The organism is Bacillus cereus group sp. MYBK227-1 (assembly GCF_051916325.1).
Classification (GTDB): Bacteria; Bacillota; Bacilli; order Bacillales; family Bacillaceae_G; genus Bacillus_A; species Bacillus_A cereus.
In genome coordinates, this window is sequence record NZ_JBQAGK010000018.1 from 1 (window position 1) to 15,712 (window position 15,712).

The window sequence follows — 15,712 nt, forward strand, 5'->3', positions numbered from 1 at the left end:
AAAGTTAGTTTGTCTAGCATCTAAAATAAAAATTGACGTTTCACGTTGTTTGTTTCGTTCAGTTTTCAAAGAACTACTTGGTCGCTCATTTGCGACTTCCTTATGTTAACACTTTCGTTAATTGATGTCAACTAAGTTTTTTATTTCGTTTGTCGCTTGCGACGTTATTGTCATCGGCGACTTGTTCTATATTACACCTCTAAGCTCTAATCGTCAATATATTTTTATAAAAAATATAAAAAGGCTTATTTCTTTTAAAATAAGCCTTTTTATCACATATCATTCTATTCATTTATTATTTTTCTATAATTGGTAACGAGACGATAAATTGAATAGTGCCATCCCTATATTCCGCTCGAATACTACCACCTTGTAACTCAACAATACTTTTCGCAATCGCTAAACCGAGTCCCGACCCTTCCGTTACTCTACTTCGAGATTGATCCTTCTTATAGAAACGTTCAAACAAATTCGCTAACTCTTCTCTTGTAAACTCTTCACTATGATTCGCAATTACAATTTGTATATCCCTACGCTGCCTTTGAAGAGAAACTTTTATCTCTCCATCATCTTTACTATACTTAATTGCATTCATTAGTAAATTATCAAATACACGAACCATCTTTTCCGAATCAATCGATGCATAAGCACGTTCCTCAGGAAACTTCTTAACAAACGTAAGTCCATGCTCTTCCGCTTGCGGTACTAACTCTTCTATTAATTGCTCAAGCAACTCATTTACACATACTTCTTGTTTTTCTAATACAACTTGTTCATTTGTTAACTTCGTATACTCAAATAAATCTTCTATTAAATTTTTTAACTGCTCCGACTTTGCAAAAGCAATTCTCGTATACTCATCGTGTTGTTCTTTATTTTCATATTTAGAATCTCGAAGTAATCGTAAGTAACCCATAATAGAAGTAAGTGGTGTACGCAAATCATGCGATACATTTGTGATAAGCTCATTCTTTTGCTTTTCTAATTTACGTTCCTTTTCTATATTATTCATAAGCTCTTCTGCCATATTATTAATATTCTCCGTTAAAGCTGCAATCTCATCTTCACCTTTTTTCTCAATGCGGTAGGCTAAGTTACCTCTTTCTATTTCCTTTACGCCTTGTGCCATTGCTTCAATCTGCTTCATCTTTCTCTTTGTTATATAGAAGAAAGAGAAAATGAATACAAGTACACCAATTAAAAACGGGAATGGTCCTTCTTGCGTATCATATATTACCTCTCCCTCTGGAATTCCACTAACAAACATGTACAAATTCTTTCCTTCAATAGTAATAGGTGAAAAAGATATAAACTCTTTTCTTGTACTTTCAAATACATTTCTACCATCTGTATAATTAATCGCGAATGATGCTGCATTACGAATCGTATTATGCAAATCGATTTGCTCTTCTTGCGCTTGCTTTGTTTTATATAAAACTTTACCACTTTCATCAGTAACCAATATCTTCAAAGCTCTAGACCCTTGCTCTAAATTTTGGTTCTCCATTTCGATCATATTTGATATAGCTTCTAATTTATTTTCATGAACCGAACTATTTGCCGCTCCTTGAGCTTGGTGATTAATTTGTTCCATACCAGCCCGATAATCGATAGTTGCTTGACGATTCGCATTCTCAAAAAACGGTGCTGCTGCCTTTGCTGACAAAACTCCTAATAACGCACAAGCAGCAAAAGTAGTAATCAATTGAATCCTTATACTCTTTCGTACGCTCTTTACTAATTTCTCAATTAATTGTCTTATTTTCCTTATATAAGTAAACGGATTAAATATCTTTTTCAATCTTATACCCCACTCCCCATACTGTTTTTATATATCTAGGTTTCCTTGGATTCTCCTCAATCTTTTCACGCACTTTTCGAATATGCACCATTACAGTATTATCAGACTGGAAAGATCGTTCGTTCCACACCTTTTCATAAATTTGCTCCGCACTAAACACCATACCTGGATTTCTAGCTAGCAATTCTAAAATTGAAAATTCCCTCGGAGTTAGTTTCACTTCTTCTCCCTCTACAATAACTTTATGGGTCGAGATGTTGATTTTCATCTCCCCAATTTCTAACTCGTCCTCATTTTGAATAGCGAAACCATTCATTTTCATATAACGGCGTAACTGAGATTTAATTCGTGCAATTAGCTCTAACGGATTAAACGGCTTCGTTACATAATCATCTGCCCCTGTTGTTAATCCTAAAATCTTATCCATATCTTGCGTTTTGGCAGAAAGCATAATAATAGGCATTTCTTTCGCTTCCCTTACCTTCATACACATATGAATACCATCCACTTTCGGCATCATAATATCTAATACGACTAGATGTACTTCATTTTCTTCCAATAGACGTAATCCTTCTTCTCCGTCTCCTGCTTGTAATACTTTATATCCTTCATTCTTTAAATAAATTGTAATTAAATTCCGAATTTCTTTTTCATCATCTACGACAAGTATTGTTTCGTGTGCCACAATATCTCCCCCATCACTTTTTTAATCCCTAACTTCTATTATAGGAAAACTTCTGAAGAAAAACGCTCGGAAATCCTTAAGATTTTCTGAAGACGCAAAAAAGGTCTAGACTCCCCTTAAGTCTAGACCTTTAAAAAACCCCTTTTATTTACGAACGTAGATGAAATATAGTACGAATAAAACTCCCATAACATACATAATCGGATGAACCTCTTTACGACGACCACTCACTACCATTGTAATTGGATAGAAGATAAATCCAATCGCAATCCCAGTTGCGATACTATACGTAAGTGGCATAGAGATAATTGTAAAGAATGCTGGCACTGCAATCTCGAATTTCTTCCAATCAATTTCCCCTAAGGAAGAAACCATCAAGATTCCTACAATAATTAAAGCCGGCGCCGTTACAGCTGGCGTTACAACACTTAGTAATGGCGAGAAGAATAGTGCCAGTAAAAAGAATCCTGCTGTTACAACTGCTGTAAATCCAGAACGTCCTCCTGCTGCTACCCCTGCAGACGATTCAATGTAAGACGTTGTTGTTGATGTACCAAGAATCGCACCAATTACAGTTGCAATCGCATCTGCAAATAACGCTTTTCCTGCACGTGGTAATTTATTGTTCTTCATTAATCCTGCTTGATTTGCAACCGCTACAAGCGTACCTGCTGTATCAAAGAAATCGATAAAGAAGAACGTTATAATAACAATCCCCATTTGAACTGTGAAAATATCTCCGAAGTGCGTTAACGCCACGCCGAACGTTGGTTCTAGACTCGGTATTGCTCCCACCACAGCTTTCGGAGTATCAATTAATCCTGTTGCTACTCCTAAGATCGCTGTAAGAATCATACCGTAAAATACTGCACCATTAATTTTCTTAATCATGAAGATGATCGTAGTAACAACCCCGAAGATTGCTAGTAACGTTGTACCCTTTGTTAAGTCCCCCAACCCAACAAGAACTGCATCATTTTTCACGATAATTCCGGCATTTTGGAATCCAAGAAATGCAATGAACAATCCGATACCTGCTGCTACTGCAAACTTTAACTCCGATGGAATTGCATTGATGATTTTTTCACGAATACCTGAAGCAGTAAGAATAATAAAGATAATACCTGACATTAATGTTCCGGCAATTGCTGTTTGCCATGGAATCCCCATCGTTAACACTGCTGTATAAGCAAAGAACGCGTTAATTCCCATACCTGGCGCTAAAGCAATTGGATACTTCGCGAAAATACCCATAATTAACGAACCGATCGCTGCCGCTAATGCCGTAGCAACGAATACTGCACCTGGATCCATCCCTGTACCTGCTGGTAACCCTTTAACATTTCCAAGCGACAGCGTAGCAGGATTGACAAATAGTACGTAAGCCATAGATAGAAATGTCGTTAACCCTGCTATGAACTCAGTCTTATAATTCGTACCGAGCTCATCAAACTGAAAATAGCGTTTCATCCTACGTTTCCCCCGTTATATGATTACTCGCCGCATTTCTCCTAGCCCTCTTTTATCCCGAGAAACAAAAAAGGCTTCCATTGCATATATACATGGAAGCGTTCTATGAATAAAGATAAGATTCCCCTCACCTTTATAAAAACGCCTCGTAGTCAAGCCATTTACGGTAGCTAGGTAGAAACTTTCGGGCCATATCCCCGATATTATACGACGGCTATAATATTCACTTTTTGTTTGAATTACATAATCATATTAACTCGACGAAGTAGTTTTGTCAATTTAAAAACGAACGTTTTTGTAAACTTTTATAGTTTTGTTCGTATTAACACCAAAACAAAAAAGATCCACCTATGCATAAGCAATAGATGGACCTTTTTATAAATACTATTCCCACTCAATAGTTGCTGGTGGCTTACTCGTTACATCATACACGATACGGTTAACGTGTTTTACTTCGTTTACGATACGTACAGAGATTTTCTCTAATACGTCCCAAGGGATACGTGCCCAGTCAGCTGTCATACCGTCGATAGATGTTACCGCACGGATACCTACTGTGTAATCGTAAGTACGCTCGTCACCCATAACACCTACGCTACGCATACCAGGAAGCGCAGTGAAGTATTGCCAGATTTCACGGTCTAAGCCCGCTTTAATAATTTCTTCACGTAAAATCGCATCAGATTCACGAACGATTTCTAATTTCTCTTCTGTGATTTCACCTAATACACGAATACCAAGACCCGGTCCTGGGAATGGTTGACGCCATACGATTTCATCAGGAATTCCTAATTCAGATCCTAATACACGTACTTCGTCTTTAAATAACGTGTTTAAAGGCTCAATTAATTTGAACTGCATGTCTTCTGGAAGTCCACCAACGTTATGGTGAGATTTAATTGTTTGCGCAGTTGCTGTACCACTCTCAACGATATCTGTGTAAAGTGTACCTTGCGCTAAGAAGTCCATACCTTGTAATTTTGACGCTTCATCATCAAATACGTAAATGAATTCGTTACCGATGATTTTACGTTTTTGTTCTGGATCTTCTACACCTTTTAACTTGTCCATGAAGCGGTCTCTTGCATCCACTTTAATAACGTTCATATGGAAGCCTTCGCTAAATGTTTTCATAACGCCTTCTGCTTCACCTTTACGAAGTAAACCGTGGTCAACGAAAATACATGTTAATTGATCACCAATTGCTTTATGAATTAATACTGCTACAACAGAAGAGTCTACACCGCCACTAAGTGCGCATAGTACTTTTTTGTCTCCAACAGTTTCACGAATCTTTTCTAATTCTACTTCAATAAAGTTCTCCATGTTCCATCCTTCAGAACAACCACATACACCGAATACGAAGTTTTTAATTAAATCGTTACCGTGCTCAGAGTGACGTACTTCTGGGTGGAATTGTACACCGTATAAGTTTTTCGCTTCATTGCTCATACCAGCAATTGGGCAAGACTCACTTGTTGCATCTACTACGAATCCTTCAGGTAAACCAGTTACTAAGTCGCCATGGCTCATCCATACAACTTGCTCTTCTGGAAGGTTCGCATATAATTTTGATTCGTTCTCTACTTTAAGAACAGCTTTTCCGTACTCACGGTGATTTGCACGCTCTACTTTACCACCGAAGTGTTGCGTCATAAGCTGCATACCGTAACAAATACCGAAGATTGGTAAACCTAGTTCAAAGATTTTTTCATCACAATGTAATGCACCTTCACCGTATACACTATTTGGTCCACCAGAGAAAATAATCCCTTTTGGATTCATTGCTTTAATTTCTTCTGCAGTAATTGTATGTGGATGAAGTTCACTGTATACACCGAACTCACGAATTCGACGTGCTATTAACTGATTGTATTGACTTCCAAAATCTAAAACGATAATTGTATCGTGTTGTTTCTTCAAAATAATCACCCCAACGTTAGTTCTCGTATATAAATATTTTCACCAATTTGGCGAAAAGCATTACCAATATAATAAAAAAAGCCAGTCCTCCGCCTCTAGTCTCATAACAAAGAAAAGGCAGGGGTCTGGCTTTATAAAGAAAGATAGTCTCCGCTCTTTATAAATATAAGACACACTGCCTTCATAGTCAGGTTGTTTACGGTAACCCGGTAGAGACTCTCAAACCATATCATTGAGGATATATGAAGGATCGTTTTATATTATCTTCCTAGATTCTAACAATGAAGTATCAATATGGTCAAGAGAGAAAGCGACAAAATTCTACAGAAATTCATTTCCTTTTCTAAAAAACATCCATTTCTATATAGAAATGGATGTTTTTTAGGACAAACGGAATTACATCATTCCGCCCATACCGCCCATGCCCATGCCGCCCATGTCAGGCATTGCTTGTGCATTTGGTTCTGGCTTGTCAGCTACTACAGCTTCAGTTGTTAAGAACATAGCTGCAACAGATGCTGCGTTTTGAAGTGCAGAACGAGTTACTTTAGCTGGATCTACGATACCAGACTCAAGCATGTTAACCCATTCGCCAGTAGCTGCGTTGAAACCAACGCCTACTTTTTCGCCTTTTAGACGCTCTACAACTACAGATCCTTCTAGACCAGCGTTGATTGCGATTTGACGAACTGGCTCTTCTAGTGCACGAAGTACGATGTTGATACCTGTTGCTTCGTCGCCTTCAGCTACGATAGAAGCTACTTTTGTGTATACGTTCATAAGTGAAGTACCACCACCTGCAACGATACCTTCTTCTACTGCTGCACGAGTTGAGTTAAGTGCATCTTCAATGCGAAGTTTGCGCTCTTTTAACTCAGTTTCAGTTGCTGCACCTACTTTAATTACTGCTACGCCACCTGCTAGTTTAGCAAGACGCTCTTGTAATTTTTCACGATCGAATTCAGAAGTTGTTTCTTCTAATTGCGCACGGATTTGACCGATGCGAGCTTCGATTTGTTCTGTGCTTCCTACACCTTCAACTACAGTTGTGTTTTCTTTTGTAACAACAACTTTACCAGCGCGTCCTAAAGATTCAACTGTAGCAGATTTTAAGTCACGGCCTAATTCTTCAGTGATCACTTCGCCACCAGTTAAGATTGCGATATCTTCTAGCATTGCTTTACGACGGTCACCAAATCCAGGAGCTTTAACAGCTACTACATTGAATGTACCACGAAGTTTGTTCACTACTAATGTAGCTAATGCTTCGCCTTCTACATCTTCAGCAATGATAAGAAGTGGTTTACCTTGTTGTACCACTTGCTCTAATACTGGTAAGATTTCTTGAATGTTAGAAATCTTTTTGTCAGTAATTAAGATATATGGGTTATCAAGAACTGCTTCCATTTTGTCAGAATCAGTAATCATGTAAGGAGATGCATAGCCACGATCAAATTGCATACCTTCTACTACGTCTAATTCTGTTGTGAATCCTTTAGACTCTTCTAAAGTAATAACGCCGTCGTTACCAACGCGCTCCATTGCTTCAGCGATTAATTGACCTACTTCTTCGTCAGCTGCAGAAATAGCAGCTACTTGTGCGATAGAAGATTTGCCTTCGATTGGTTTAGAAATCGTTTTTAATTCTTCAATTGCAGCAGTAACAGCTTTTTCGATACCTTTACGAAGACCCATTGGGTTCGCACCAGCTGTTACGTTTTTAAGACCTTCACGAATCATAGCTTGCGCTAATACAGTTGCAGTTGTTGTTCCGTCACCAGCTACGTCATTTGTTTTGCTAGCAACTTCTGCTACTAATTTCGCACCCATGTTTTCGAATGCATCTTCTAATTCGATTTCTTTTGCGATTGTTACACCATCATTTGTAATAAGTGGTGAACCAAATTTTTTCTCAAGTACAACGTTACGACCTTTTGGTCCAAGCGTAACTTTTACTGCGTTTGCAAGAGTGTCGACACCGCGAAGCATCGAACGACGTGCTTCTTCACTAAATTTAATATCTTTTGCCATAATAATTGACCCCCTTGGATTTTTTAAGATTTATATAATTAACCGATAACTGCTAAAATGTCACTTTCACGTAAAATCAAGTAGTCTGTACCTTCATATTTCACTTCAGTACCTGCATATTTTGAGAAGATGATAAGATCACCTGCTGCTACCTCTAAAGCAACACGCTCACCATTCTCAAGCACTCGACCAGTACCTACTGCAACAACTTTACCCTCTTGTGGTTTTTCTTTTGCAGTATCTGGTAATACGATACCACTTGCTGTTTTTTCTTCTGCTTGAACAAGCTCAATTACAACGCGATCACCTAATGGCTTTAGCATGAACAATAACCTCCTCATTTTGTTATGTAAATTTCTTTTATTAGCACTCAAGTCATCCGAGTGCTAACACACTTATAATAATAAATAATCTCAATTTCTTTTGCAAGTAAAAAAATCATAATTTTTTCGCAAATCACTATATAAACTTTCTATATACAATACTGCCTTTACTATATGAATCGTTGTTTCCACTGCTCGTATGTTACAATATGAAAGGACACCCTAAGTTGTTTTCGCTACACATACAACTTTCTCCTGTCTTCTATTATAATTTCAAATAAGGATTTACGAAAAAAACATAATTCAAGAGGTTTATATCGTAGGTAGCATATTTACATGTTATCCTAACTTATCTCATACACTATAGTTAGAAAGGATGGTTAAACCATTTGAAGAAACAATACTGGTGGATTATCGTTACATACATTTTAATGCAGTTATCTGGCGTTGTTGGATTACCACTTCTCCTAAAAACAGGACTCTATGATAATAGAGGATTTACCATTGAAGAAAAAGGACAAATCATAACGGGACACTGGGCAATCATTAGCTTCTTTATTGCATTATGTATCGTGCTTTGGTTACTTAGAACAGATATTCGTGACAGGCATTTAGATCCAATGCGCTCTTCTGTTCCAGCTACTATTGGATGGATTTTTATCGGGTTCTTCTTAGCAATCATCTCACAATCCATTGCAGGTATGATTGAAATGTATGTATTTGGGGTTCCACGTGGATCTGAGAATACAGACAGACTGATGGACATCGCAAGAACGATACCTTGGTTCCTTATTGTTGTATCTATAATTGGACCTATCTTAGAAGAAATCGTATTTAGAAAAATTCTATTCGGCACGCTTTATAAGAAGTTTAACTTCTTTATCGCAGCTATCATTAGTTCGCTTGTATTCGCAACAATTCATTTTGATTTTACTCACTTATTGGTATACACTGCTATGGGGCTCGTATTCGCCTTCTTATATGTGAAGACGAAACGTATTATCGTTCCGATTGCAGCTCATGTTGCGATGAATACATTAGTCGCTATTGGGCAAATTTTTATGAGCAATGAACAAATTCAAGAAATGATTAAAGAAGCTGAAAAAATGCAAGGCTTTATCGGAGGATTTTTTGTATGAGAAACTCACCATTGTTCATGGCTGCACTATACTTCCTTCTTGGATGTATCTTTACACGCTTCGCCATTACGAACGTGACAGATACAATCTGGAATATGTGGACAATATTATTTGCAGTTATGGCAACAATTGATTTTAATTTGGCACTTCGCCTTATATTAGTTAAATTCACAAAGAAGAAACAATAATAAAACGCAGAGGTCGCTTCCTCTGCGTTTTATTGTGGATAGTTTTTCAAAAAGTAAACTAATGTTTGTAACTCTACAGCTAAGTCAATATGATGAATTCTAATATTCTCTGATACGTTTAATCGCGCTGGTGTGAAATTCAAAATACCGTGCACGCTTGTTTCAGCTAATCTATCTGCTACAGCTTGTGCTACTGTAGCCGGTACTGTTAATATTGCCACTTGTATATCATTTGATAATCTCTCTTCTAATTCATCTAAATGATATACAGGAATGCCCCCGATTTCTGTTCCAACTTTCTCTTCACTAACATCAAATGCCATTTCAATTTTTGTATTATTGTTTTTCGTGAAATTATAATGTAAGAAAGCGGTCCCTAAATTACCTACTCCAATAAGTGCTACACGTGTTATATCATCTTGATCAAGTGTTTCGCGGAAAAATGATAATAAATAATTTACGTTATATCCATATCCCTTTTTCCCTAACGCTCCAAAATACGAAAAATCTCTTCGTATTGTTGCGGAATCTACTTTTACTGCCTCACTCAATTCGGCCGATGAAACACGCTGCTTACCAGAAAGAGATAAGTTTTGGATAAATCGATAGTATAGAGGCAATCTTTTAGCAGTGGCTTGTGGAATCTTTTGCTGATCCATATGACCTCTCCTCTCTTCCTATCTTTATTCATATACTTTAATCAAATACAGAAGTTTAGCACTCATTAAATTCCTTGTATAATAAAGAGAAGAAGTATTCTCTCTTTATTTTAAACTATACACTATTTTTAGTATGATTGAGAAATATAAACATGGCAAAGTTAAGAAATTATTTGAGGTGAAAACATTGATTTTATTACAAGTAAACGCGCTTTCGAAATTATACGGTGCAGAAACGATTCTTGCAAACATAAAATTGGAAGTACAAACAAAAGATCGTATCGCATTAGTTGGAAGGAATGGAGCAGGAAAATCTACATTATTAAAAATTATCGCTGGTGAATTATCTCATGATGGTGGCGAAATTATAAAACCGAAAGATGTCTCAATCGGATATTTAGCTCAAAATACTGGACTAGAAACGTCTTTAACAATTTGGGATGAAATGCTAACCGTCTTTACCCACTTACAGCAAATGGAGACAAAACTTCGAAGGCTTGAGCAAGAAATGGGAAAAGAAGAAAACTTTTCAAACGAAGCTACATATGAAAGATTGTTAGCTGATTATGATCAACTACAACTCAATTATAAAGATCAAGGTGGATATCAATATGAAGCGGATATTCGCTCCATTTTAAGCGGCCTTGGCTTCCCAGTTGAAACGCACCAGACGACGATCTCTACTTTAAGCGGCGGGCAAAAAACAAGATTAGCTCTCGGGAAATTATTATTAACAAAACCAGACTTACTTATTTTGGACGAGCCTACAAACCATTTAGACATCGAAACATTAACATGGCTTGAGCAATATTTGCAAGGTTATCCTGGCGCAATATTAATCGTCTCACATGACCGTTATTTCTTAGACAAACTCGTTACACAAGTATATGAAATTTCGAATAAAGAAAGCAGACGATTTGTTGGTAACTACAGTAAATATTTAGACTTAAAATCAGCATTATATGAGCAAGAAATGAAACGTTACGAAAAACAACAAGATGAAATCGCAAAACTTGAGGACTTCGTTCAAAAGAATATAGCTCGCGCTTCTACAACGAAACGTGCTCAAAGTCGCCGTAAACAACTAGACAGAATGGAATTATTAACGAGACCATTAGGGGATTCTAAGTCAGCATCATTCCACTTCGATATTGAAAAACAAAGTGGAAATGATGTTTTACAAGTAAATGATGCAACCATCGGCTATGATGAAAACCCTATAATTGAACATGTAACTATGCGCTTAACTCGCGGAGATAGTGTTGCTTTAGTTGGTCCAAACGGAATTGGGAAATCCACATTGTTAAAATCCATTGTGAATAAGTTACCACTATTAAATGGTGATGTTTCTTTCGGATCAAATGTATCTGTTGGTTATTATGATCAAGAACAAGCAAACTTAACATCTTCTAAACGGGTTTTAAATGAACTATGGGATGAATATCCACTGCAACCGGAAAAAGAAATCCGTACTATACTTGGGAATTTTTTATTCACAGGAGATGATGTACTGAAACCAGTATCTTCCCTTAGTGGTGGACAAAAAGCTCGATTAGCTCTTGCAAAACTTATGATGCAAAAGTCAAATTTGTTAATTCTAGATGAGCCTACGAACCACCTTGATTTAAATAGTAAAGAGATTTTGGAGAATGCTTTAATTGATTACCCAGGGACTCTTCTATTCGTCTCACATGACCGCTACTTTATTAACCGTGTAACAACGACTGTGGTTGAGTTATCAACAGAAGGTGCACAGGAATATTTAGGGGATTACGATTACTACGTTGAAAAGAAAAATGAAATGATTGAACGTGCAGAACTTGAACAGCAAGAAAGTGACGTTCCTGTTCAAAAGGTGGTTGCACAAGAGAAATTAAATTATTTAGAAGAAAAAGAGCGTAAAAAACTAGAGCGTCAACGCACTAGAAAAATTGAAGAGCTAGAACAAAGTATAGTGGAATTAGAAGAAGAAATTGCTACGTTAGAAGATCAACTTTGCTTACCAGAAATATATGCAGATTATGAAAAAGCTAGTGAAATTACAACTAAAAAGCAAACGCTACAAGAACAACTTGAAACTTGTATGGCAGAATGGGAAGAGCTGCATGTATAAGCATATTTAAATAAGGAAGATGTCTCATAAGTCAGGATTTTTGACTATGTGACATCTTTTTTTAGTACTTAAACAATTTTTTGAATATATCTATCGTAACTTAGAATATACTAACGATTTTTTAAATATATCTATTGTAACCCTATATATTAACAATTCGACACGAAATATCGTTTTAACGACAAAGATTGACAAGATTAGCATCTTCTATAATGGGGAGATGTTTCAAAATGTTTTTCGGGGATATCTTCTTGCTTTTTATTTCCCGAAAAAGAACAAATTCAAAGGTCTGACATCAACCTATTTATCCACAAGTTTATACACATATCCACCTTTATAAAATAAACATCAAAATAACTTTTCCACATTATCCACAGTCAACAAAAAAGTTATCAACATTTTATATACACAATAAAACCCACATTATCAACAGATAATATGGGTTTTATCCACAACCTGTGGTTAATTATGTGTATAACTATGCTTCAATATCTAATCCTGGATTTGCATTTAAGGCTAATGTTGCACGCTTACCTTGTTCATAAGCAATTGTCCCTGCCGCTGCAATCATCGCTGCATTATCTGTGCATAAAGATAGCGGCGGAATAATTAATTCAATGTTTTCTTTTTGTGCAAATTCCTCTTCTAATCGCGCACGAAGTCCTTTATTAGCAGCTACTCCACCAGCAAGAAGTAATTGCTTTACATTATAAGCTTCTGCTGCACGAGCTGCTTTCGTTACAAGTACATCTATTACACTTTCTTGGAAACTTGCCGCTAAATCTTCTGGTGCAATTTCTATACCGCGCTGTTTTGCGTTATGCACAGTGTTGATAACTGCTGATTTCAATCCACTAAAGCTAAAATCATACGAATCCGGTTCTAGCCATGCACGAGGCAAATCAATTGTCGGTTCTCCTTCATGTGCAAGGCGATCAATATGAGGACCACCTGGATATGGCATAGATAACGTACGAGCTACTTTATCATATGCTTCTCCAGCTGCATCGTCTCGTGTTTCACCAATTACTTCGAATGAACCATGTTCTTTCATATAAACAAGTTCTGTATGCCCACCAGATACAACAAGTGATAATAACGGGAATTGAACTTCTTTTACTAAACGGTTCGCATAAATATGACCAGCAATATGATGAACACCGACTAACGGAATATCATGTGCAAACGCTACTGCCTTCGCTGCATTTACTCCAATTAGAAGTGCTCCTACTAAACCAGGACCTTCTGTTACAGCAATTGCATCAATATCATCAAATGTGATATTTGCTTCCTTTAAAGCTTCTTCTAACACAACTGTAATTTCTTCTACATGATGACGGGATGCAATCTCTGGTACAACGCCGCCAAAACGTTTATGACTTTCAATTTGTGATGCAACGACATTCGCAATAATTTCCGTTCCATTTTTAACAACTGCTACTGCTGTTTCATCACAACTTGTTTCAATACCAAGTATAATCGTATTTTTTTCCATTATATATTCACCCACATTACGAGACCATCTTCCTGATTGTCTGCATAGTATCGTTTACGAATCCCACCATTTTGAAATCCGTATTTTCTGTATAACTGCTTTGCTACTTCATTTGATACACGTACTTCAAGTGTCATTGTTTTTACCCCTAGTTCTTTCGCTTCAGAAATAACTGCTTTCAATAGGGCATCTCCTAACTTTTGACCTCGGTATTCTGGCAAAATAGCTATATTTGTTATATGTGATTCATCAATAATTATCCACAATCCACAATACCCGACTACACGACCATCTTTTTCTAACACAATATAATGTGCATGTTCATTCATCGTTAATTCACGGTGAAAGGCATCTGCAGTCCAAGGAGTTGAAAAAGACGCTTCTTCAATAGCTACAATTTGAGCAATATCATCAAGCTCCATCTTTCTAAATATCATATCCATCTTCTGCAAGCTCCTACTTGTTTTGACTTTCTAACCACTTTGTTTCAGCTTCAGCTAAACGAAGATAGCTTGGAACAAACGTATGCACATCTTGTTCTTCTTTTTGTAATCCTAAGAATGCTAGCTCACTTGGTCTTGGGTTATTTTTAGTAAATGGAGCGAATACAGCTTGATCACCTAAATGTTCTATAATTGTTTCTTTATGCATTTTAACATCGTTACCGATAAATAAAACAGGCTGTCCTTTATCTTTTAACATTTGCAACCAGTCTACAATAAGAATAATTCGGTCTTCTTCTATTGAAGTTAACTGCTCTCCTTCATATGTATATAACCCAGTATAAATTTGCCCACGTCTTCCATCAAATAAAGGACAAATTAACCCGTTAAAGTTAGCACCGTTTGCAGCTACTACCTCTAAACTTGATACACCTACAATTGGTATTTGAAGTGACCAAGCTAATGTTTTCGCCGCTGTCACGCCTATACGAACACCTGTATAGGATCCAGGTCCAGCAGCTACAACGATTTTAGTTAATTCCTTCGGTTTTACGCCACACTCTTTTAACAGTTTCTCTACAGCTGGCATAAGACGTACAGAATGGTTTTTTGTTAAATTTGTAATGATTTCCCCAATTACGTTTTCTTCCTCAATAAGGGATACACCCATTACGTAATTTGAAGTATCAATTGCTAGTACTTTCATCTTGTAATAGCTCCTCACATAATCTAATATAGCGATCTCCAATTGGCTCGAGTATAATTTTTCTTGTGTCATCTCCAGCATGGAATAAACTAATTTGTAACTTTTCATTCGGTAAATATGCTTCTATTAAATGAGCCCATTCTACTACCGTAATTCCTTCACCGTAGAAATATTCATCAAAGCCTAAGTCCTCTTCACTTTCTGCTAAGCGATACACGTCCATATGATATAGCGGTAATCTTCCTTTATATTCTTTGATGATATTAAAGGTAGGACTATTTACAACTCTTTTCACTCCAAGACCTTTTGCTAGTCCCTTTGTAAAAGTCGTCTTACCAGCTCCAAGATCTCCTTCTAAAATAATTACGTCTTGTGCCTCTACGAGCTCACCTAGTTTTTCTGATAACCTTTGTGTTTCCTCAGAAGATTTTGTTGTTACTTCATATTTACTCACAGACTTCACCTACTTTACTCACAATGTTCTCTGCTCTTTATTATACAGGTTTTGAATATATAAAAAAGTCCTTAGGAGTTGTCCTAAGGATAGTTTGACTGTCTTTATTAGTTTTTTGTTAAAACAAATAAAAAAATACGAAACAACTTGTTTCGTTCTTTTCTTTATATGAAATGGCGGTCCCGACCGGGGTCGAACCGGCGATCTCCTGCGTGACAGGCAGGCATGTTAACCACTACACCACGGGACCATTTGGTTGCGGGGACAGGATTTGAACCTGCG

The 15,712-nt window shown here is 36.9% G+C and carries 14 protein-coding genes, 1 tRNA gene and 2 riboswitches; of the genes, 3 read left to right on the top strand and 12 right to left on the bottom strand.

The window, feature by feature from the left end:
- Window positions 1-295: 295 nt before the first annotated feature.
- The 6 genes from ampS to groES all read right to left on the bottom strand — a co-directional run bounded on the left by ampS (window position 296) and on the right by groES (window position 8,233).
- Window positions 296-1,801: an aminopeptidase AmpS gene (gene ampS, locus ACTFRM_RS30785; protein ID WP_000719223.1), complete on the bottom strand. Its 1,506-nt coding sequence runs from the start codon at window positions 1,799-1,801 to the stop codon at window positions 296-298.
- Entirely contained in the window at window positions 1,785-2,486 is a 702-nt protein-coding gene (locus tag ACTFRM_RS30790; RefSeq protein ID WP_000929885.1) for a response regulator transcription factor, read from the bottom strand. Before ACTFRM_RS30790 ends, ampS begins: the two co-directional genes overlap by 17 nt.
- Before the next feature lie 144 nt (window positions 2,487-2,630).
- The gene (locus ACTFRM_RS30795; RefSeq protein ID WP_000833082.1) at window positions 2,631-3,956 is read right to left on the bottom strand and encodes an NCS2 family permease; all 1,326 of its coding nucleotides are present in this window, start codon (window positions 3,954-3,956) and stop codon (window positions 2,631-2,633) included.
- 129 nt (window positions 3,957-4,085) lie between these two features.
- Window positions 4,086-4,188: riboswitch (purine riboswitch) on the bottom strand.
- 152 nt (window positions 4,189-4,340) lie between these two features.
- Window positions 4,341-5,879, bottom strand: a complete 1,539-nt coding sequence (guaA, locus tag ACTFRM_RS30800; RefSeq protein ID WP_000743909.1) for a glutamine-hydrolyzing GMP synthase — start codon at window positions 5,877-5,879, stop codon at window positions 4,341-4,343.
- Window positions 5,880-6,043: 164 nt separating this feature from the next.
- Window positions 6,044-6,145: riboswitch (purine riboswitch) on the bottom strand.
- A gap of 130 nt (window positions 6,146-6,275) precedes the next feature.
- Window positions 6,276-7,910: a chaperonin GroEL gene (gene groL, locus ACTFRM_RS30805; protein WP_440043874.1), complete on the bottom strand. Its 1,635-nt coding sequence runs from the start codon at window positions 7,908-7,910 to the stop codon at window positions 6,276-6,278.
- Window positions 7,911-7,948: 38 nt separating this feature from the next.
- A complete protein-coding gene (gene groES / locus ACTFRM_RS30810; protein ID WP_000917311.1) occupies window positions 7,949-8,233 on the bottom strand; it encodes a co-chaperone GroES in 285 nt (94 codons plus the stop codon).
- Window positions 8,234-8,622: 389 nt separating this feature from the next.
- Between groES and ACTFRM_RS30815 the strand changes: the two genes are divergently transcribed.
- Entirely contained in the window at window positions 8,623-9,372 is a 750-nt protein-coding gene (locus tag ACTFRM_RS30815; RefSeq protein ID WP_000745324.1) for a CPBP family intramembrane glutamic endopeptidase, read from the top strand.
- On the top strand, window positions 9,369-9,560 hold the full coding sequence (locus ACTFRM_RS30820) for a YdiK family protein (protein ID WP_001246201.1): 192 nt from the start codon (window positions 9,369-9,371) through the stop codon (window positions 9,558-9,560). The genes ACTFRM_RS30815 and ACTFRM_RS30820 overlap by 4 nt, the downstream gene beginning before the upstream one ends.
- A gap of 29 nt (window positions 9,561-9,589) precedes the next feature.
- On the opposite strand, the gene ACTFRM_RS30825 is transcribed toward ACTFRM_RS30820, so the two are convergent.
- Complete coding sequence (locus ACTFRM_RS30825) at window positions 9,590-10,219, bottom strand: redox-sensing transcriptional repressor Rex (protein WP_000372699.1); 630 nt, start codon at window positions 10,217-10,219, stop codon at window positions 9,590-9,592.
- Window positions 10,220-10,406: 187 nt separating this feature from the next.
- On the opposite strand from ACTFRM_RS30825, the gene ACTFRM_RS30830 reads away from it, so the two are divergent.
- Window positions 10,407-12,332, top strand: coding sequence for an ABC-F family ATP-binding cassette domain-containing protein (locus ACTFRM_RS30830; RefSeq protein WP_000602146.1), 1,926 nt, complete (start codon window positions 10,407-10,409; stop codon window positions 12,330-12,332).
- Between the two features lie 478 nt (window positions 12,333-12,810).
- Here the strand turns inward: ACTFRM_RS30830 and tsaD are convergent, their stop codons facing one another.
- The 5 genes from tsaD to ACTFRM_RS30855 form a co-directional block, all read right to left on the bottom strand.
- Entirely contained in the window at window positions 12,811-13,827 is a 1,017-nt protein-coding gene (tsaD, locus tag ACTFRM_RS30835; protein WP_000414585.1) for a tRNA (adenosine(37)-N6)-threonylcarbamoyltransferase complex transferase subunit TsaD, read from the bottom strand.
- The gene (gene rimI / locus ACTFRM_RS30840) at window positions 13,827-14,270 is read right to left on the bottom strand and encodes a ribosomal protein S18-alanine N-acetyltransferase (protein WP_000367190.1); all 444 of its coding nucleotides are present in this window, start codon (window positions 14,268-14,270) and stop codon (window positions 13,827-13,829) included. Before rimI ends, tsaD begins: the two co-directional genes overlap by 1 nt.
- 13 nt (window positions 14,271-14,283) lie before the next feature.
- Window positions 14,284-14,976, bottom strand: coding sequence for a tRNA (adenosine(37)-N6)-threonylcarbamoyltransferase complex dimerization subunit type 1 TsaB (tsaB, locus tag ACTFRM_RS30845; protein WP_440043875.1), 693 nt, complete (start codon window positions 14,974-14,976; stop codon window positions 14,284-14,286).
- Window positions 14,957-15,430, bottom strand: coding sequence for a tRNA (adenosine(37)-N6)-threonylcarbamoyltransferase complex ATPase subunit type 1 TsaE (gene tsaE / locus ACTFRM_RS30850; protein ID WP_000049642.1), 474 nt, complete (start codon window positions 15,428-15,430; stop codon window positions 14,957-14,959). Before tsaE ends, tsaB begins: the two co-directional genes overlap by 20 nt.
- Window positions 15,431-15,604: 174 nt before the next feature.
- Window positions 15,605-15,680, bottom strand: a tRNA-Asp gene (locus ACTFRM_RS30855).
- Window positions 15,681-15,712 lie beyond the last annotated feature (32 nt).